Annotated in this window: 20 protein-coding genes; 10 read left to right on the top strand and 10 right to left on the bottom strand. The window is 58.8% G+C overall.

Features of this window, described 5'->3' with window-relative positions:
* Positions 1–51 precede the first annotated feature (51 nt).
* The 6 genes from JHX88_RS11550 (at position 52) to tnpA (ending at position 5,159) form a co-directional block, all read left to right on the top strand.
* Positions 52–966, top strand: coding sequence for an ABC transporter permease (locus JHX88_RS11550; RefSeq protein WP_076528297.1), 915 nt, complete (start codon positions 52–54; stop codon positions 964–966).
* Positions 938–1,831: an ABC transporter permease gene (locus tag JHX88_RS11545; protein ID WP_076528299.1), complete on the top strand. Its 894-nt coding sequence runs from the start codon at positions 938–940 to the stop codon at positions 1,829–1,831. The genes JHX88_RS11550 and JHX88_RS11545 overlap by 29 nt, the downstream gene beginning before the upstream one ends.
* Before the next feature lie 2 nt (positions 1,832–1,833).
* A complete protein-coding gene (locus JHX88_RS11540; protein ID WP_076528301.1) occupies positions 1,834–2,829 on the top strand; it encodes an ABC transporter ATP-binding protein in 996 nt (331 codons plus the stop codon).
* On the top strand, positions 2,826–3,803 hold the full coding sequence (locus JHX88_RS11535) for an ABC transporter ATP-binding protein (RefSeq protein WP_076528348.1): 978 nt from the start codon (positions 2,826–2,828) through the stop codon (positions 3,801–3,803). Before JHX88_RS11540 ends, JHX88_RS11535 begins: the two co-directional genes overlap by 4 nt.
* A gap of 41 nt (positions 3,804–3,844) precedes the next feature.
* Positions 3,845–4,681: a sugar phosphate isomerase/epimerase family protein gene (locus JHX88_RS11530; protein ID WP_272848006.1), complete on the top strand. Its 837-nt coding sequence runs from the start codon at positions 3,845–3,847 to the stop codon at positions 4,679–4,681.
* A gap of 139 nt (positions 4,682–4,820) precedes the next feature.
* Complete coding sequence (gene tnpA / locus JHX88_RS22330) at positions 4,821–5,159, top strand: IS66-like element accessory protein TnpA (protein WP_084203299.1); 339 nt, start codon at positions 4,821–4,823, stop codon at positions 5,157–5,159.
* Between the two features lie 166 nt (positions 5,160–5,325).
* Here tnpA and JHX88_RS11520 read toward each other — a convergent pair whose 3' ends face one another.
* The 8 genes from JHX88_RS11520 to JHX88_RS11485 all read right to left on the bottom strand — a co-directional run bounded on the left by JHX88_RS11520 (position 5,326) and on the right by JHX88_RS11485 (position 14,265).
* The gene (locus tag JHX88_RS11520; RefSeq protein ID WP_076528307.1) at positions 5,326–6,882 is read right to left on the bottom strand and encodes an acyl-CoA dehydrogenase family protein; all 1,557 of its coding nucleotides are present in this window, start codon (positions 6,880–6,882) and stop codon (positions 5,326–5,328) included.
* Positions 6,879–7,754 carry an amidohydrolase family protein gene (locus tag JHX88_RS11515; protein WP_076528309.1) on the bottom strand — a complete coding sequence of 292 codons (876 nt, stop codon included), beginning with the start codon at positions 7,752–7,754 and terminating at the stop codon, positions 6,879–6,881. Before JHX88_RS11515 ends, JHX88_RS11520 begins: the two co-directional genes overlap by 4 nt.
* Before the next feature lie 12 nt (positions 7,755–7,766).
* Complete coding sequence (locus JHX88_RS11510) at positions 7,767–9,641, bottom strand: feruloyl-CoA synthase (RefSeq protein ID WP_076528311.1); 1,875 nt, start codon at positions 9,639–9,641, stop codon at positions 7,767–7,769.
* Between the two features lie 20 nt (positions 9,642–9,661).
* Positions 9,662–10,444, bottom strand: coding sequence for a crotonase/enoyl-CoA hydratase family protein (locus JHX88_RS11505; RefSeq protein ID WP_076528313.1), 783 nt, complete (start codon positions 10,442–10,444; stop codon positions 9,662–9,664).
* A gap of 13 nt (positions 10,445–10,457) precedes the next feature.
* On the bottom strand, positions 10,458–11,225 hold the full coding sequence (locus tag JHX88_RS11500) for an SDR family NAD(P)-dependent oxidoreductase (RefSeq protein WP_076528315.1): 768 nt from the start codon (positions 11,223–11,225) through the stop codon (positions 10,458–10,460).
* 63 nt (positions 11,226–11,288) lie between these two features.
* Complete coding sequence (locus JHX88_RS11495) at positions 11,289–12,815, bottom strand: tripartite tricarboxylate transporter permease (protein ID WP_076528317.1); 1,527 nt, start codon at positions 12,813–12,815, stop codon at positions 11,289–11,291.
* Between the two features lie 11 nt (positions 12,816–12,826).
* Positions 12,827–13,249, bottom strand: a complete 423-nt coding sequence (locus JHX88_RS11490) for a tripartite tricarboxylate transporter TctB family protein (RefSeq protein ID WP_076528319.1) — start codon at positions 13,247–13,249, stop codon at positions 12,827–12,829.
* A gap of 59 nt (positions 13,250–13,308) precedes the next feature.
* Positions 13,309–14,265: a tripartite tricarboxylate transporter substrate binding protein gene (locus JHX88_RS11485; RefSeq protein ID WP_076528321.1), complete on the bottom strand. Its 957-nt coding sequence runs from the start codon at positions 14,263–14,265 to the stop codon at positions 13,309–13,311.
* Positions 14,266–14,382: 117 nt separating this feature from the next.
* Between JHX88_RS11485 and JHX88_RS11480 the strand changes: the two genes are divergently transcribed.
* The 4 genes from JHX88_RS11480 (at position 14,383) to JHX88_RS11465 (ending at position 17,504) form a co-directional block, all read left to right on the top strand.
* Complete coding sequence (locus JHX88_RS11480) at positions 14,383–15,054, top strand: GntR family transcriptional regulator (RefSeq protein ID WP_084203300.1); 672 nt, start codon at positions 14,383–14,385, stop codon at positions 15,052–15,054.
* Positions 15,055–15,140: 86 nt separating this feature from the next.
* A complete protein-coding gene (locus JHX88_RS11475) occupies positions 15,141–15,824 on the top strand; it encodes an enoyl-CoA hydratase-related protein (RefSeq protein WP_272848005.1) in 684 nt (227 codons plus the stop codon).
* Position 15,825: 1 nt separating this feature from the next.
* Positions 15,826–17,301, top strand: coding sequence for an AMP-binding protein (locus tag JHX88_RS11470; RefSeq protein WP_076528324.1), 1,476 nt, complete (start codon positions 15,826–15,828; stop codon positions 17,299–17,301).
* A 74-nt stretch (positions 17,302–17,375) separates the two neighbouring features.
* On the top strand, positions 17,376–17,504 hold the full coding sequence (locus JHX88_RS11465; protein ID WP_272848004.1) for a hypothetical protein: 129 nt from the start codon (positions 17,376–17,378) through the stop codon (positions 17,502–17,504).
* Between the two features lie 91 nt (positions 17,505–17,595).
* Here the strand turns inward: JHX88_RS11465 and JHX88_RS11460 are convergent, their stop codons facing one another.
* Complete coding sequence (locus JHX88_RS11460; protein ID WP_076528326.1) at positions 17,596–18,489, bottom strand: SMP-30/gluconolactonase/LRE family protein; 894 nt, start codon at positions 18,487–18,489, stop codon at positions 17,596–17,598.
* A 3-nt stretch (positions 18,490–18,492) separates the two neighbouring features.
* Positions 18,493–19,335 (bottom strand): alpha/beta fold hydrolase, encoded by an 843-nt coding sequence (locus JHX88_RS11455; protein ID WP_076528328.1) that lies wholly within the window; start codon positions 19,333–19,335, stop codon positions 18,493–18,495.
* Between the last annotated feature and the right edge of the window lie 7 nt (positions 19,336–19,342).

Here is a 19,342-nt window from a genome sequence, read left to right as displayed (position 1 = left end):
GGGTCGTTCTGACCGGGCTTCGGTCCGGTCGGATACTGACATGGGAATAAAATGAAAAACTTCGTCCTGATAAAAATCATCGAAGCAATGATTGCTCTCTGGGTGATCACGTTGATCGTTTTTGGCCTGACGCATCTGTCCGGCAATCCCGCGGGCGCGCTGTTGCCCGATGATGCGACACAGGAACAAATCGACTTCCTGATCCAGCGGCTGGGCCTCGATCAGCCCTTGCATATTCAATATATCAAGTTCCTCGGTGGCGCACTGCAGGGCGATTTCGGCATGTCGATGAAATGGCCGGGCGAGCCCGCGATGGGTGTTGTGTTCGATCGTTTGCCGGCTACCCTCCTTCTTGGCGGAGTTGCAATGTTCATCAGCATCGTCATCGCCATTCCGCTTGGTGTCATGTCGGCAGTACATAAGGGCAAGACCATCGACAGCGTCGCGCAGGGCATTGCGCTGATCGGGCAGTCGATGCCCAGTTTCTGGTTGGGAATTCTGCTGATCTGGGCCTTTGCCGTTGGCCTGAAATGGCTCCCGACCTCGGGAAGCGGCACCTTCATGCACCTCATCCTGCCTGCGATCTCGATCGCCTGGTTTCAGATTTCAGCTCTGACGCGACTGACGCGATCCTCGATGCTCGAAGTGTTGGACGCCGAATACATCAAATTGGCTCGCGCCAAAGGTGTGTCCGAGCCGATGATCACCTGGAAACATGCGTTGAGCAACGCCGCCATCGTGCCGCTAACCTATTTCGGCGTGCTCGCCGGTTCAGTGCTGACAGGCTCGGTCGTGATAGAAACCGTGTTCTCATGGCCTGGACTCGGCTGGACCGCAATCGAGGCGATCAAGGCACGTGATTTCCCTGTCGTTCAATCCGTCGTGGTCGTTTTCGCGATCATTTTCATTCTCGCCAACCTGCTGGTGGACCTGCTTTATGCCTACGTTGACCCCCGCATCCGTTGATCGCGAGCCGATCCGAAAGCGCTATAATCCGGTGCTGCGTCCAGGCGGCTATCCGGTGATCCCAATCGCGCTTCTGTTGATTGTTTTAGTCATTCCGGCTCTGCTCTCCACCTGGATCGCGCCGTATGGCCCCGAAGAAACCAATCTCAGGGCGCGCCTTCTGCCGCCGGTTTTTTTCGGTGGAACATGGGAATACCCGTTCGGCACCGATCGGCTTGGTCGTGACATACTCAGTCGCACGATGCATGGCGCATGGTATGCGCTGTCGATTTCTGCAGTTGGCATCTTTGTTGGCGTAGTGATCGGCTCGTTCCTCGGGCTGATCGCGGGTTATGCACGTGGATGGGCCGAGACAATCATCATGCGGCTCGTCGATATTTCGCTCGCTTTGCCTGCCATGCTTCTGGCATTGGCGCTTGCCGCTTTATCGGGCCCCAGCTTCCAATCGGTGATCATCGTCGTCGCCTTCGTGCTCTGGGCCTATTTCGCTCGTCAGGTACGTGCTGAGGTGATGACCCTTCGCGAACGTGACTTTGTGGCGCGTGCCGTAGTCGCCGGGACATCCCATCTGGCTATCCTCAGGCGTCACATCTTACCCAACGTGTTGAACACGATCGTTGTTCTGGCCACGCTCCAGGTCGGGATCGTCATTACGCTGGAAGCTTCGCTGAGCTTTCTCGGGATCGGTATACCGCGTCCGACGCCTACCTGGGGATTACTGGTTTCGGACGGGCGCCAATTACTGACCAGTGCGTGGTGGATCTCATTCTTTCCGGGGCTGGCCATTCTTCTTACCGTGCTGTCGGTCAATGTTTTCGGTGACTGGCTGCGCGATCGTTTTGACCCCAAGCTTCGGGATAGATGACCATGACACGACTGGAAGGTGATCTCGTTCTGTCAGTGCGCGATCTGGAAACCACTATTGGCACGAAGCGGGGCGAGTTCAACGCCATCGACGGTGTCAGTTTCGACATGTATGCGGGCGAAACCCTCGGCCTGGTAGGAGAGTCCGGCAGTGGCAAGTCGCTCACGGGTTTGTCGCTGATGCAACTTCTACCCAGGAATATCGCGCGGATCACACGCGGGAGCATCAAACTGGGGGAGACTGAACTGACTGAACTTGACGACACCGAGTTACGGCATATTCGTGGCCGGGACATCGCGATGATCCTTCAGGACCCGCAAACGTCGCTTAACCCGGCATTTACCATTGGTGATCAGATCGTCGAAGCACTCAGACTGCACCGCAAACCTGCGGGAGGTGGCTATCTTTCGATGGCAATCGATGCGTTGCGCAAGGTACGCGTGGCGGCTCCGGAGATGCGGGTGAACGCTTATCCTCACCAGATGAGCGGGGGAATGCGGCAACGTGCGGTGGGTGCCATCGCTATTTCCTGCCGGCCCAAGGTCATCATCGCCGATGAGCCGACAACTTCGCTCGATGTGACAGTTCAAGCGCAGTATCTACGTCTCTTGCGTGAGTTGCAGGATGAGACTGGGATGTCGATCCTTTTCATCACACATGACTTCGGCATCGTGGCGCGGGTCTGTCATCGTCTTGCGGTGATGTATGCTGGCCAAATTGTTGAATATGGGCCGGTTCGCAGGATTTTTCAGACTCCGTCACACCCCTACACGCAGGCACTACTACAATCTGTGCCGAAGATGAATGATCAGGTCGGACGACTGCCCTCCATTGAAGGCACTCCTCCGCCCTTGTGGAACAAGCCAAAAGGATGCGGATTTGCCCCGCACTGCCCTTTTGCGGATGCGAAATGCCACGCCGAACGGCCACCGACGTTTGATCTCGGAGGGACGGGCCGTGAGGCTCATGGCGCAAAATGCTGGAGGCTGCTGTCATGACCGATCCGAGAACGCCGGTCCTCGAAGTAAGGGATCTTGCGCGTCATTTCGTGCTGTCAGCCGGGCTGCTGTCAAATGAAAGACCCGTGGTCAAGGCGGTCGATGGCATGGATTTCGCTATTCAAGAGGGTAAGACACTCGCGCTTGTCGGGGAATCCGGCTGCGGCAAAACGACCGCGACACGCATGCTATTGCGGCTCGATACCCCGACAAGGGGGCAGGTCCTGGTCGATGGCGAGGACGTGCATAAGCTGCGCGGCAGAGATTTGCGTCGCTACCGATCCAAGGTTCAGGCGGTGTTCCAGGACCCGTGGTCCTCACTCAACCCGCGTATGCGAGTCCGAGATCTGGTCGCCGAGCCACTTCTGGCCAACGCCAACCTGACAAAGAAGGAAGTGGACAGGCGCGTGGCTGAGGTGCTTGAGCAGGTCGGGTTGCGTCCCGATCAGGCACGCAACTTTCCGCACGAGTTTTCGGGTGGTCAGCGTCAGCGGATCGCAATTGCCAGCGCGTTGATTTCCAATCCGCGTCTGATTGTTCTGGACGAGCCCGTATCGGCGCTGGATGTGTCCATCCGTTCGCAGATCATGAACCTGTTCAAGGATTTGCAGGAAGAATACAAGATGAGTTACCTCTTGGTAGCGCATGATCTGGCTACGACCCGGTATCTCGCAGACGATATCGCGGTAATGTATTTGGGTAAGGTGGTTGAGGTCGGCTCTTCTGATGAGGTCTTTTCCAACCCCCGCCACCCCTATACGAAAGCGCTCTTCTCGGCCGCGTTGCCAGGCCATCCTGATGATCCGCACGAAGAGATCATGCTTGAGGGAGAAATGCCCTCGCCGATCGATCCGCCGTCGGGTTGCCCATTCCACCCCCGCTGCCATCTCAAGATGGGCGATATATGTGAAGAGCACGCTCCAAAATTGACTCGCCAGGACAAACAGGCCTCGGTTTCCTGTCACCTTTACTGAAATAAACATACCCACTGGGTCATGCCGTATATCACGCGCGCATGAGCCTTTTGCCCAAGGAAAGAAGCAAAATGAAAGTTGCTGCGGTCACCAACGAAGTCGCCCCACTTACGTCACCAGGATCACTCAAACGCATTTTCGAGATTGCTGTTGAAGCCGGGATCACCACATTCGAGGCTCGTACCGTTGAGGGTAAACGGTTCCCGTTACTGACAGGCGCCGCTTGGGAAACGCTGAAACAGGCGAGCAGGACCTATGGCATCACCTATTCCGCTGCCTCGCCGGGTCTGTTCATCGGTGCCGGCATCGACAGCGACCTGATCGACTTACATGCAAACCAGCTGTGGTCGATGAGCCTTGATCTGGCCGAAAAACTTGAAACTGATACTGTTATCACCTTCGCTCCACTGCGCAGTGTGGCTGGAACCGAAAACGAGTTCGAACGTGTTGCCATGCTTCTGGGTAAGGTGGCAGACAGTGCCTCGCAGCGCGGATTCCAGGTGCAACTCGAAAACCTGCCGGGCACTTGGGCGGACACGAGCGACAGCTGCCTTGCGTTACTTGAGGCCGTGGGTCGCTCGAATTTCGGCTATGTTTGGGACACAGGTAATCTCTACGAGGCGGAAGGTGTCACCTTTGAAGCTGGCTTCGAAAAGCTCAAGCCCTATATTCGGAATGTGCACCTGAAGGATGGTCGTCTCATCGACGGCAAAATGGTCTGGGAACATTACGGTACTGGAGTCACAAACCTGAAAGGTCAGATCGAAGCGCTTAAGGCGTTCGGATACGAGGGCACCCTGGCACTGGAAGCTGCTCGCATTCCGCATCAGGAGGAGGATTTCGAGACGTCCTTGGCCTATCTCAAGACCATTTTATGATTGGATGGTCGTTCACCTCCAGCGTAAGGCTCCGGGGACGGCCGTCTGACCGTGGCTACGATCCGATGATAAGTCCGACTCTAATTACCGTCCGCAAATCGAGGTTCGTTCCGCTGCTGATGGTGTTCACCGCCGGCACTTGCCGGATGCGGACAAGCTCCGGATTGTCGAGGAAAGCCTTGCCGGCTATCGGCAAGTGGCTGCCACGGCACGGCGGCATGGCATTTGCCGCTCGCTGCTGACCATTCGGCGTCGGCAGTATCGGAACGGTGAACTTGGGGCTTCCTGTGCGGTATCCTTTTCGCCGGTCACCGTGACGCAGGCGAGTTCAGTCTCGCAGCCGGGACCAGTTGATCCCTTTGAACCAGCACGGGACGCTCAGGTCGAGATTGCGCTGCCGAATGGCCGCAGGCTCATTGTGTCAGCCGGGGTAGATCCGGAATCTCTTGCCCGACTTCTGTCGGTGGTGGATCGGTAATGATCCCGTTTCCGGCAGGTGTGAAGGTGTGGATCGCGGGCGGTGTTGCTCTGACGGGGAAGGCCTTCGAGTAAGTCAGGCCCTTTGGTGATAGTGGGTTCATCTGCCTGTTTTGCAGCAAGCGGAACGGCGTTTTGCCTCTGCGCTGCGACTTCTTTTTGAGAATTTAGGCCACCAATGGCAGACGCACGGGCAATGGTCTGCGCGCCACGGTTCGCGCGAGGCGGATCATCTCCGCGTCGCCCGTCCCGGCGAGTTTGCACCAGACTGCTTGAAACAAGAGTTCGGCGGTCAGGGACATGAAATCATGGGCTTTCTCGATCGCTTGGTCCGACATGCCGGAGCGTGCGACCTGCCAATCGTTCAACAGATCGAGACAGGCGGTGTTCCCCCCTGAGAGCGTCTCCACCAGCACTGCAAAGGCATCCGCGCACTCGATCACGCGCAGCCCGCGCGTCGCCGTGGTGATGGCGTGAATGCCGTTTGCCCCCTCGTAGATCGACGTAACCCGCGCATCGCGCCAAGTTTGTGATACGCGATATTCGGTCAGATAGCCGTAGCCGCCCAGAACCTGAATGCCAAGATCCGCAGCCTTGATCCCTGCCTCGGTGCAAAACACCTTGCAGATCGGCGTCAGAAAATTAACCAGCGCGGGGCGCTCGCCCAAAGTCAACTCGGCCATCGTGAGAAAAGCCATTGCCCGCGCCCCGAGCGCCAAGGACAATTGTTCATTCAGCATCCGCTGGACATCGGGGTGATCGGCGAGCACGGCCTCTGTCCCGTCAGTCCTGCGACCCTGCTTACGCTCGGCAGCATAGGAGGCGGCGATCTGATGCGCGCGCGCCGCATGGGCGACGCCTTGCAAAGCTACATCGAGTCGGGCGTGATTCATCATGGTGAACATGGCCTGAAGCCCGGCTCCCTCGGTGCCGATTAGTTCGGCTCTAGCCCCGTGAAAGGCCAGCTGGCAGGTCGGCGAGGCATGAAGGCCAAGCTTTTCCTCAATCCGCGTGAGCGTCACCGCATTGCGCACTCCGTCAATCTCGGAGGCGCAAAGAAAGAGCGAGAGGCCTTTGACTCCATCCTCAGGGCTGCCGGTGCGCGCCAAAACCAAATGAAGGATATCGTTGGAAAGATCCTGATCGCCACCAGAAATGAAGATTTTTTCCCCCGTGATCTGCCAAGTCATTCCGTCATGGCTCGCCTTGGCGCGGATCCGCGAGAGATCCGATCCAGCGTCAGCTTCAGTTAGACACATTGTCGAGAGCGTTTCGCCCGAGGCCAGGCGGGGCACCCAGTACTCTTGCTGGGTCGTCGAGCCGTATTTCATAAGTGTAGAAATGGCACCGGGAACAAGGTTGCAGACCATTTGCATCGCGTGGTTGGCACCAGAAAAAATCTCAGACACAGCCGCCGCTAAAAGCGGGTTCTGGGCCATGCCGCCTAATTCTTCAGGTGCGGTGAGTCCTTGCCATCCGCCTTCCGCCAATTGTGCGAAGGCCTCCTTGAAACCTGTTGGCATGATGACTCGTCCGTCTTCCAGCCTGCACCCATGCGCATCACCGGGCTCATCCAGCGGTGCTATAACACCCTCCGCAAAAGAGGCAAAATGCGCGAGAATGCCCCCAACTATTTCGCTGTCCCAGTCGGACAACCGCTCGGCTCCTACCACTTCGTGGAGGCAGAACAAAATGTCATCAACAGGTGCCTTGAACGGAATCATGCCATGGTCCCCAGCAAGCTCATCGCGTTGTCCTTGAGGATGAGCGGTCGCACCTCGTTGCGGAACTCGGCCTTGTCGAAGGCGTCGAGCCACTTCTCTGGGGCGATCATCGGCCAGTCGGACCCGAAGAGCATCTTCTTTTTCAGGATCGTGTTGGCGTACTGCACGAGGATCTTCGGGAAGTACTTCGGAGACCAGCCACTCAGGTCGATGTAGACGTTGGGCTTGTGCTGCGCGACCGAGAGCGCCTCTTCCTGCCAGGGGAAGGACGGGTGTGCGAGGATGATCTTCATATCGGGGAAATCCACCGCCAGGTCGTCCAGGTGCATCGGGCTGGAATACTTCAGCCGCATTCCGTTGCCGCCGCGCATCCCCGAGCCCACGCCAGTCTGGCCGGTGTGGAAGAGCGCCGGAACCCCGGCCTCGGCAATGGCCTCGTAGAGCGGGTAGGCCGTGCGGTCGTTGGGATAGAACCCCTGCATGGTGGGATGGAATTTGAACCCCTTGATGCCATGGTTCTCGACCAGGTTCCGCGCCTCGCGCGCCCCGAGCTTGCCCTTGGCCGGGTCGATCGAGGCGAAGGGGATAAGGATGTCGCTGTTCCTGGCGCAGGCGTCGGCGACCTCGTAATTGTCGTAGCGACGGTAGCCGGTCTCGCGCTCGCTGTCGACCGGGAAGATCACCGCCGCGATGTTGGCCTTGCGGTAATGCGCGGCGGTCTCGTCGATAGTCGGCGGATGCGACCAGGGCGCGCCGAAATACTTGGCCATGGTGGACTGCAACTCGTCGTAGCCGTCATCTGCATGACAGCCGCAGGCCTCCTCGGCATGGGTGTGGAAGTCGATAGCGCGGACATTGGCGAAGTCGATCATCTGGTGTCCTCCTCAGACGCGGATCAGGCCCGGGTCTTCGTTGTCGTAGAGCCGTTCGAGCAGGTTCGCCCGACGGGTCAGGATCTTCTTGATGTTTAGCGAGCCCTTGTCGCTGATCTCGTGGTGTACGAGCGACGGCGGCTCGGCCAGGACGATGGCACGGGTGATGCGCTTAGCCGAGCCCGTCACATGCGCGTTCATCTCGCGCAGACGCAGTGCGACCTTCGTCATCAGCACGGTGTCGGTGACGGCCCCATGCGTGACCTCGCAAGAGCGGGCGGCGGCGGGCACGGGGAAGATGAAGAGCCCCACCTCGCCCCGGTCGTGACCGCAGATCACCACGTCCTGCGCGAGCCCTGCGAGCTCTTTGAGCGCGGTCATGCGCAGGTTGCCCGCCTGCACCCAAGTGCCTGTGTCGAGTTTGAAGTCCTCGGACACGCGGCCGTCGAAGATCAGCCCGCGGTCGGCATCGTCCGGATCCACGAAGCGCACCGCGTCGCCGGTGATGAAGTAGCCCTCCTCGTCGAAAGCCTCTACCGTCTTCTTGGGGTCGTTGAAGTAGCCCTGCATGACGTTCGGGCCCTTCACTCGGATTTCGCAGCGCATGTCGTCGTCGGGGATGAGCTTCACCTCGACGCCTGGAAGCGGCACGCCGATCACGCCGGAGCGACCGATGGGTTCGTGCACCATCAGGCAGGCGGGTGCGGTCTCGGTCAGGCCCCAGCTTGAGATCATCATCGGGAGGCCACCGCGTGCCTCGACGCAAAATTGCTCGAGCGCCTCCCAGACATTCTGCGGCAACGAGGCACCGGCGTAGAACAGCAGCAGTTGGTCTTTGAAGAGGTGCGTCTGGATGGCCGGATCGTCCTTTATGGCCTCCACGAGCATGCTCCAGCCTGCGGGCACGTTGAAGGCCAGGGTGCCAGGACGGTCGGTGCGGTTCTTGAGCGTGGTGGCAAAGCCTTTGCCGGTAGGCTTGCCGCTGTCGATGGTCAGCGTGCCGCCGTGGGCCAGCATCATGTTGACGTTGTGCGACCCGCCAAAGACGTGGTTCCACGGCAGCCAGTCGGTAATGCGCGGCGCGTGGTCCATCAGGAAGGGCAGCACCACCTGCATCTGCACCTGGTTCACGCACATCATCCGGTGCGTCGTCAGCACGCCCTTGGGATCCGAGCTGGAGCCTGAAGTGAAGAGGATCTTGGCCAGCGTGTCGGGGCCAACCTTGGCGCGGGCGGCTTCGAGATCGACGCTGTCGTCACCCTTGAGCAACTCGGACAGCGGCGTGACCGGACGTACAGCCCGACCACGCGCAGCGACCACTTCGACGTCGGCCAGTTGGGGCAGCGCGATGGCCGATTCGTAGCGGTTGGCATCATCGACGAAGGCCAGTTTGGGCGCCACCTTGTCGAGCACATATATTAGGCGGTCATGGGCTTCGGGTATCAGCGAGTATTGCTCAGCCAGCGGCACCACGGGGACGCCGATATATTGTGCAGCAAGCGACAGCAGCAGGTGATCGAGCCCGTTGCCCGACAGCATGGCGATGGTATCCCCTTCACCCAATCCGCGTGCCAGCAACGATGAGGCAATGGAACGTACCTGCTGGAGCAGTTCCAGATAGGTGATATTGCGCCAGCCGGGTCCCTCTACCGGACGTTCCGATACGGCGACACGATAGGGTGCTTTCTCTGCCCATTCGTGCAACCAAGCGCCGGTGTTGGTCGCGTGATCGGGCAAATGGTAGCCCGACCGCAGCAGGATCGCGCCGTCGGCACGGTCTTCGCGCACCACCTTGTGCGGGACGTAGCAGGTGCGCGTATTACGCCGGGCCCAGTCGGCGCGGGCGGCCGGGTCTGATGGAGCGTACTCCAAGATTTGGGTGTGCATGTATCTTCCGTCCCTTGGATTCAGCGGAACACAGGGCTGCGCTTTTCGAGGAAGGCGCGCAGGCCTTCCTCGGCGTCTGGTGTGGTCTGTACCAACGCGGCCGCGAGGCTTTCTGTAAACAGGCCATCCGCGCGTGACATGTCGTCGATACGAGCCAGGGCATTCACCATGAAAAAGTTGGACATTGGCGCGTTTTCGGCAATCATTTTCGCGAGTTTCCGGGCCAGAGGCAGCGCCTCGCCCTCTCCGACCGAATAGTGACACAAGCCAAGGCGTAGGCCCTCGTCGGCATCGTAGCGCCGTCCGGTCAGCATCATCTCGACCATCCGGTCTGCGCCAAGGATGCGCCCGACACGAACCGTTGCGCCGCCGCCGACAAAGATGCCGCGGCGACCTTCGGGAAGCTGGAAGACCACGGACTGCTCGGCGATGCGTACATGGGTCGCGGTGGCCATCTCGAGCCCGCCGCCGATCACCGCGCCGGTCATGGCGCTGATCGTCACGACGCCGCCGAACTGGATCATGTCCATGACACGGTGCCAGTTGCGCGAGTGATAGACCCCTTCCTCGGCGCTGCGCGAAACATGCTCGGCAAGGTCGAGGCCCGAGCAGTAGTGCCCGCCTCGACCGTGCAGGATCACGACGCGCACATCTTTGGGAAGGGTCAAATAAAACTGCTCGATCTCTGCCATGAGACCATCGGACATGGCGTTGCGCTTATCCTCGCGGATTAACTCAAATTCGGCAAGCTGCCCGTCGTAGCGGGCCTCGGTATAGGTGCCTTTCAATATATCAGCCCTCATTTCATATCAGCCCTCATTTCGGCGCCAGACGGACGGCACTGTCGATCCGGATGGTCTCGCCGTTCAGGAGCGGGTTTTCGACGATCTGTTGCACGAGCAGGGCATATTCCTCGGGCTTACCCATCCGCGACGGAAAGGGTAACTCGGCTTCGAGGGCTGCACGTGTTTCGGGCGGAAGATCAGCGCTCATCGGCGTCTCGAAGAGACCTGGGGCGATGGTCATGACGCGAATTCCGAAGCGCGCCAGTTCCCGCGCGGCGGGCAGGGTGAGTGAGGCGATCCCGCCCTTCGATGCGGCATAGGCGGCCTGGCCGATCTGGCCGTCCTGATAGGCGACCGAGGCTGTGTTGACAATCACGCCGCGTGCGCCGTCGGTATCGAGCGGCTCGAGCGCGGCCATGGCTTTTGCCGCGACGCTGAGCACGGTATAGGTGCCCAGCAGATTGACATGCAGGGTGCGTTCGAAGAGCGCTATGGGTAGGGCGCCGTCGCGCGGCAGGATGCGAGCGGCTGTGCCAATACCGGCGCAACTCACCACGATGCGGGGGGCGCCGCCAAGCGCTTCTGCTGCATGGGCAAAGGCCGCCTCTACTGCCGCCGCGTCGCTGACATCCGCTCCAAGGCCAATGCCGCCGGTCTCTGAGGCGACGGCCACAGCCGCCTCCTTGCTCAGGTCGACCACTGCTACCCGAGCGCCGCCAACCGCCAACCGCCGGGCGGTTGCGGCGCCAAGCCCGCTTCCTCCCCCGCTCACCAGCGCGATGTTTCCTTCTATTTTCATGCTAAGCCTCATATCGTTGAATTCTACAGATCGACGACGGTATTCGCGGCGCCATCCATGGTTTCACGTGTTCAATGCTGCGGCACGCTTCCTCGCCTTCGATGGCAACCGAATGCCGAATATCCAGACGGACAACAGCGAGATTGCGACCAAGAGCAAGGCAACGGGATGTTCGAACAGGTTCGTCGGATCACCATCCAAGATTGTTAGCGCTTGGGACAATGACAGCTCAAACTGGTTCGCTAGTACAAACATGATGATGAAAGCGACAATAGGCAGATCAAAAATTCGCATCACCACCGACAGAATGGAAAAGGCAATTAGGATCCACACCGCCAACACATTGCCTTCGGCGATATAAACCCCCGTCACGCAGAGCAAGAGCGTAAGCGGGAAGATGACCGAAGACGGTGCGGTAATTACGCGGGCCCAGATGCGCAGCCCGACAAGCCCGACAAGGAAGTTCAGTAGATTGGCGATGACCATCGCTCCGAAAAGACTATATATCAGTTGACCTTGAGACTGGAAGAGCAGGGGTCCCGGCTGAACGCCCTGCACCATAAAGGCACCGATGATCAACGCGGCGGTCACATTGCCCGGGATCCCCAGCGTAAGAAGCGGGATCATATTAGCCCCCATGACAGCCGAATTAGCTGATTCACAGGCCGCGATACCGTGCAGATTTCCCTTGCCGAAGGTCTCCGGCTCATTGGAGGCACTGCGCGCCATGCCGTAGGACATGAAGGAGGCAACGGTCGACCCTAGGCCCGGTAGCGCACCAATCAATGTGCCGATCACGGCCCCGCGCAGCATGGTTGCGCGGCAAGCCCAATATTCATTCCACGACACCCGGCGGTCGCCGGACGGACCATCATCCGAAATGGCAAGTGGTGAGTGCCCCGCATGATAACGCGTGGCTAGCTGCGTGATGATTTCTCCCGTCGCAAGCATCCCGACTGCAACCGCCGAAATCGGCAGACCCGAGTAGAGATTGTAATTGCCGAAAATCAGCCGTGGGGTGCCGTGTTCGGGGTCGATACCCACGCTGGCGCAAAGGATCCCCAGACCCGCCGCGATCAGCCCTTTGGCCATTGATGGCCCCACAAGCCCGGTGATGACCGCAATCGACAGGGTGATCAGCGCGGTAATTTCCACCGGCCCCATCGCAAGGGCAACAACTGCGAGTGGCGCAGCCACGAGGATCAGTACGATATCGGAAAATGTATCACCCGTTAACGACGCAAAAAGCGCCATCTTCATCGCCTTCAAAGGCTTACCCGCCTTCGCAAGCGGATAACCGTCCATCGCAGTCGCGGCAGCGTCCGGCGTTCCGGGCGTGTTAAGCAATATCGCCGGCACGGCTCCTCCCACGGTACCCCCTTTTGCTACGCCGATAAGAAAAGCAATGGCCGCAAGTGGCGAAAGAGCAAAAGTAAAAGGCACCGCAATCGCAATCGCCATCGGTGCGGAAAGGCCTGGAACAGCCCCAACGACCTGCCCCAGAGTCACGCCCGCCAGAACAAACAGAAGCGTCGAAATGGTCATTGCATCTGCCAGACCGGTGAGGATTGTAGATGTATCCAGAAACATATCGACTCCGTTCAGGGCAAAGAGCGTTCAAGAACAAGCACGAAAAGCGCCCAGATGCCCAAAGGTGAAGCAACCCCTCCGAACAGGAGCCATTTAGGGTCGCGCTGCCCCGCGATAAGCATCAGAGTCAGGGTGAAGACCGGTGCCATCCAAACATAGCCGATGGCTTGAATTGCCAAGAACCCCGCCACTCCGAAGAGCGCCACCGCAATCGCACCCGCGGGCACACGCAAATCCGGGAGCCGGTGCAGCGTTGGCGCTATAAGCAACCATAGGCCTCCCAGGCCAATTGCACTGACTCCGAGCGAGGGAAACAGCGAAGGGCTGGTTGACCCATAACTCACCGCTGACGTCTGGCTGGGGACAACGACCCATAAAAGAACCGTCGAAACAAGCAGCAACACAATGCCTAGAACTCGGTCTGTTTGAAGCATCAAATATTCCTTGGAGCAAATGTGCAGCCAGCAATTGCAGGTTGCGTATCTCGCGAGGATCAGCTGTTTTCAGCGACCAGACGGTTGGCGAGAGCATACGCTTCGATCATCATCTCGGTCGTGCCTTCGACGCCAAGATTGAGGGGCTCTACTCCGAATGTATTCATTACAGCTTGCTTGAGTTTCGTGGACTGAGCCGCAATATTAATCTGCGTGGCAATGGCGGCCTTGGCATCTTCGGGCAGTCCGATGGGCGCCATCAGGATAAACCACGGCTCAAGCACATAATCGAAGCCCTGCTCCTTGAGCGTTGAAACGTTGGGCGCATAGCTGTGACGATCATTGGTCGCGGCGGCAATCATCTTCATATCGCCCGAAGTCATGTAATCCACGTGACGCCCGCCATCAAAGCCCGCCACGATATGGCCGCCCATGATATTCTGAAGCACCTCGGCTCCGCCGCGCGTGCTAATCGTCTTGAGATCGACATTCTCGGTCTTGGCGATGGCACGAATGATCAATTCTGCACCGCGTTCGTTCACACCAACGACCGCCCCGCCATTCTGACGCGCCCAATTGACCAGTCCCGGCATATCGTCAAAAGGAGCGTCGGCCCCGGCCATGATCGCCGCCGGCGATGAAGCTACGGTGCCCAGATAGTCAAAATCCTCGATTGTCAGAGGAAGGCTCGGATCACTGGCGACGCCATAATTCATAGCGCTCGAAACCCCTAGGCCGATGATTTTGCCATCGGATTTTTCTCGATTCAATCCGGTCGCCATGACGATCCCGCCGCCACCGCCGACGTTCTCGACCGTCACTTTCCAGCCTGTTGACTTTTCAATGCTGTCAGCAAGCAAGCGACCGATGGTATCCGCGCTCCCCCCCGGATTGAAACCTACCCTCAGGGTCAGACGGTCCGTGTGCCACACATTTGCGGCAGTGCCACGGGGCAAAAACGTAGCAGCGGTTGCACCGGCACCCAATGCAATCAGTTCTCGGCGGTTCATTTTCATAGTTCCCTCCCTAATCTTCGGACGCCGATGTAAGGCAGCATCACTTGAGACAGAAATTTCTATACACACTTTCAATCATTCTGTATACAGTTTTTTGAAAGGGAGGAGTTTCACCTTATGCAAACCAAAATGACGAGTGACAGCGTGACCTCGACACTCAATGAATTGATCCTCTTGGGTGAACTCGCCCCAGGCACCATCATCAGCGAGGTCGGCTTGGCAAAGCAATTTGGCGTTTCCCGAACTCCTGTGCGCGAGGCGATCAGGAAGCTATCAGAAACCGGTCTCGTTACGTTGCGCCCCAGGCAGCGCCCGATCGTTTCGCTCCCCAGTATCGCCGAGGCTCTCGACCAGTTCGAGGCTCTGGCCATGCTCGAAGCGGACTGCTGCGAACTTGCCGCCCGCCGCCGGACCTCTGAAGCGATGGCACAGATCAATAGCCTGAACGATGCTTGCCACCACCACTTCGAGAACAGGGATGTGGAGTCCTATTTTAAGGTCAACGAAGAGTTTCACAGATCGATCTCAGAGGCCTCGAACAACACTTACCTTTCAGGCCGCGCTATTCAAATGCGTCAACGATTGCGTAGTCTCAGGGCCCCTCGTGCAAGCGAACCCGACCGGATGAAAGCGTCCTATGCCGAGCACAAGAGAATCGTCGAGACTGTCGAAGCCAATGACCCCGAACGCGCACGCAGCGCCATGCTCGAGCACGTAGCGATGGTCGGGGAAAGGGCGGCGGACTTCATTCGTTCTTACACCAAGCTCTGGGAGCAAACAGATCAATGACCTCAATCCGTCTAGATTGGCCTTATTCTAATGTTGCGCGTCTGACTATCGACAATCCCGCACGCCGGAATGCGATCACGCTTACGATGTGGCAAACGCTGGTCCGAAATTGCGGCGAATTGGCCGTAGCGCCGGCCCGCGCTGTCATTCTCCGCGGGGTTGGTGCTGCCGCTTTTTCGACTGGCGCGGATATTTCCGAATTCCAAGCGTTCCGGAGTGATCCGGACGCTGTCGTCGCCTATAACCGAGCGATCAGCAGCGCAATGGACGCGGTACGCGATCTTCCCATACCGGTCATCGCTCAGCTCGCCGGACTTTGTGTCGGCGGAGGTCTCGCTCTCGCAGCAATGGCCGATCTGCGGGTTGCCGACGACACTTGCCGCTTTGGGATACCTGCTGGAAAGCTGGGCATTGCCTATCGACCCGACTGGATCAACCGCATCGCCGATCTGATTGGCCCTGCACCCGTTGCCGAACTCCTGCTGACGGCCACGATGGTTTCTGCTGGTGACGCCTTCCGCTGGGGGTTGGTCAATCGCCTTTGCCTGCCCGACCAACTCGAGTCTGAAACGGAACGCCTAGCCGTGCAGATGGGTGCCCTCGCACCTCTGACTCATCGCGCGACCAAAGCTGCACTGGCTGCGCGGGCCGGACACGAAACGCGGGCCGTGGCCGAACACCTCGCGGCGGCCTGCGATGACAGTCAGGACTACCTGCGTGGTACCGAGGCCTTTCGCAACGGAACAAAGCCCATCTTTGAAGGAAACTAAAATGACTGATCCATTAGAGGCGAATATTTGGGATCTGCTCTCGGACCAGGTTTCCGCCATGCCTGACCGAACCGCCATTACATTTGAAGGCCAAAGCATGACCTATGCAGCCTTTGGGCGACTGATTGAAACTCTTTCCGCGGGCTTGGCCGAAGCAGACGTTGCAGCCGGAGACAAGGTTGCCGCCAAGGTTGGCAAAACGCCCGAAGGGCTTGCGCTGGCTCTGGCCACAGTGCGCATTGGCGCAATCTATGTTCCCCTCAACCCGACCTTCGGTGACTACGAAACCCAAATACTTCTCACGGACGCAAAGCCCCGTCTCTTCGTTTCGGACCAACCCGTCTCGGACGGCCATTCTGCCGCAATGCCACTTGCCGACTTGCAAGACGCTACCTTTACGCCACCTCCAGTCACCTCCGGGGGAATGCAACCCTGCAGTATGCTTTACACCTCCGGCACGACCGGAACGCCCAAAGGAGCGCTTATCTCGCACCGGAACATGTGCGCCACCTTCACTGCGTTCAATCAGATGTGGGGAATCAGCGCCGCGGACCGTCTGCTGCATGTTCTGCCCACCTACCATGCCCACGGTCTCTTCATGGCGACCCTCTGTCCGCTTTTCGCTGGGGCAGAGATAATCCTTCTGCCAAAGTTCGACATCGAGCGCGTCATTGCCCTTTTGCCCGAGGTCACAGTGCTGATGGCCGTCCCCACGATCCATTCACGCCTCTTGCAGCACGAGAGTTTCACGCGCGAGAACTGCCGGAACCTGCGCCTTGTCACCTCGGGATCTGCTCCTCTTTCGCCCGAGCTATTTACGCAGATCTCCGCCAAAACCGGAATCACGCTAACTGATCGCTACGGTTCAACCGAAGCTGGAATGATCGCAGCCAACCCGGCAGGACACGTGCGCCGGGGATCGGTGGGCAAGCCGCTCCCCGGCGTGGAAATACGCCTCTCTACACCCGCAGGCGATGCCTCAACTGGCACCCCGGGTCGTATTCAAGTTCGAAGCCCTCATGTTTTCTTGGGCTATTGGAACCGCCCTGAACTCGACGGCAACGGCATCCTGCCGGACGGGTGGTTCGACACTGGTGACATTGGGCAATTCGATGAAGACGGATATTTGTTCATCGTCGGCCGCGACAAAGACATGATCATTTCGGGGGGATTCAATGTTTATCCTCGCGAGATCGAGATTGCGCTAGAGAATTGTACGGGCGTGGCCGAAGCCGCTGTCTTTGGGCTCCCGCATCCTGATTTCGGCGAGGGTGTCGCTGCCGCGATCTGCCCCGAGAAGGGAGGCCAGATCGCAACCGAAGGCGTGATGAAGGAATTGGAAAAGCTTCTGGCGAGCTACAAGCGTCCTAAAGTACTATTCCTCCGCGACGTCTTGCCCAAGAACGACCTTGGCAAGGTTTTGAAACCCGCTTTGGTCCAAGAGTACCAGCAGGCTTTCGTCCGGCGCGGCGGCTAAAGACCATTCGACCCCGCTGCTTGTCGAGGCTGCAAACTCCAATTACCCAAGGCCTCTGATGCAAGGAGACCCAGATGAAACTACTTGTAACTGTCAAGCGGGTCGTCGACTACAACGTTAAGATCCGCGTCAAGCTGGCGCAGGAGACGCTGCGCACCGCGCTGTCCAAGGGGCCAACCATGCCCGATGTGGCGGCAGCGTAAGCAAGGCGAAAATTACATTAGAAACAGACCGGAACCTGTTCGGATCAACCGAACCACCTCTAAGGTTTCGCGAATGGGCCGCTCAACCATACTAGGTGGTTGAGAACACGCTTATGGGTGCCTTCAAGATGCTGCCGGTTTCGGACTCAGTGATTATGGCATGTTCATTGTTGATCACCAGATTGGTGACTGTCCGGCCTGCCTGTGACACCAGTCGTCCGATGCATTCACCGGTTGGAGCTATCACAAATACTTGGCCGAGCGAGGCATGGCAGACATACAGGTTTCCGGCAGCATCCACGGCCAACCCGTCGGGTCCGCTTGTCCCAAAGAAACTGCAGAACCGGCCGACTTTTCCTGTTCCCCCATCGACCAGTAGGGGGACCCTCCAAACCGAATTGTCACGGGTCATCGCGACAAACATCGCCGCGAATTCGTGATCCGGGACCAGTCCATTAGGGCTGGGTCCATTCGCCAGCAGGCAATCAAGCTGTCCATCCGCGCGCAGGCGGTACAGGCGTCCAGTGGGATCCTGCAGCCCGGTTTGCCCCTGATCCGTGAAATAGACCGTCCCGTCTTCGCCGAGATAAAGATCGTTCAAGCCTTTGAAGGATTCGGAGTTGCGCCGGGCCAGCTGCGGTTCGATCGTGCCGGTTTCAAGATTCGCCAGCACCAGACCGTGCCGATAATCCGCGATGAGCACGCGGCCGTCTGGCAGGATCTTCATCCCGTTGGGTTCTCCGTCATACCGCAGCCGTTCCCGCCAAACGCCGTCCGTCCCGAACTGGAGCACCCGACCGTGTGGTATGTCGACCATCAGGATATTGCCCTGCCGATCGATGCACGGGCCCTCCAGAAAGCAGTCCACGATGGCTCCGCCCTTGTTCGCTGCGGCCCAGGCGGTAGGCTGGTCCAGTCGCAGTTGCGACGGGACGCTGGAAATTACTGAAGCTTCGACTACGAGAGGCGGATGATCCAGATACATGCCTTACCCTTCGAGCGTAATGCCATCGTGCCGCGTCGCGAAGGCAAGCACTTCCCGCGCGCAACGGTCCGCCTGTGTGCAATGCAGGTTGTGACCCCGGGATTCGATCTCGGTCAGGTTCAGCTGCCGGATCCCGTTCCGCAGTATTTTTCGCTGCTCAAGTGTGACGATCGCCTCGGATGTTGGAACAAGGGCCAGCGTCGGCGCGGTGATCGAGGGCAGATAGGGTCGCGTGTCGATCGTCGGAGCAAGCTTCTGCATCGCGATAAGAACCTCGACATCAGACTTGCCCTGTTCGGCGGCAAACCATTCGGCCAGATCGGGGTCCACTTCGGACCCGAACCGGTCAGCGCCATTTTTCGCCTTGGCATACCCCAGAGGCCCCATTTGACGCAAAGCTTCTTCCCAAGAAGTGTAGCCGAAACGGGAGCGTTTCACTAGATCGCCGTTCAGAAACGCAGGGGTCGAGATGGCCGACAGCGTCCGGATCTTGTCCGGGCGTGTGGCACTATAAATCAGGCCGATGATCCCGCCAAGGGATTCGCCCACCAGATGGATCGTCTGTGCCCCAGCGTGTTCAAGGATGGCATCAACGTCCTGAAGGTAGATGTCCGCACTCAGTCCGGTGGACAGGTCAAAAGCGCGTGAAGACTGGCCAAGTCCGCGCAGATCGGGGCGGATCACCCGGTAATGCCGCGCCAGAATTGGAACCCACCTGTACCAGAACTTCGACGACCGTCCGTAGCCGTGCTGCAGCAGGATATAGGGACGGTCCAGCCAGGGGTCGGTGAAGTCGTCAAGCTGGTAGAAAATTTCGGGATGACCGGGTCGTTCTATGATGGGCATTGCTGTG

Source organism: Paracoccus saliphilus, from assembly GCF_028553805.1.
Classification (GTDB): Bacteria; Pseudomonadota; Alphaproteobacteria; order Rhodobacterales; family Rhodobacteraceae; genus Paracoccus; species Paracoccus saliphilus.
This window is presented reverse-complemented; position numbering and strand designations above follow the sequence as displayed.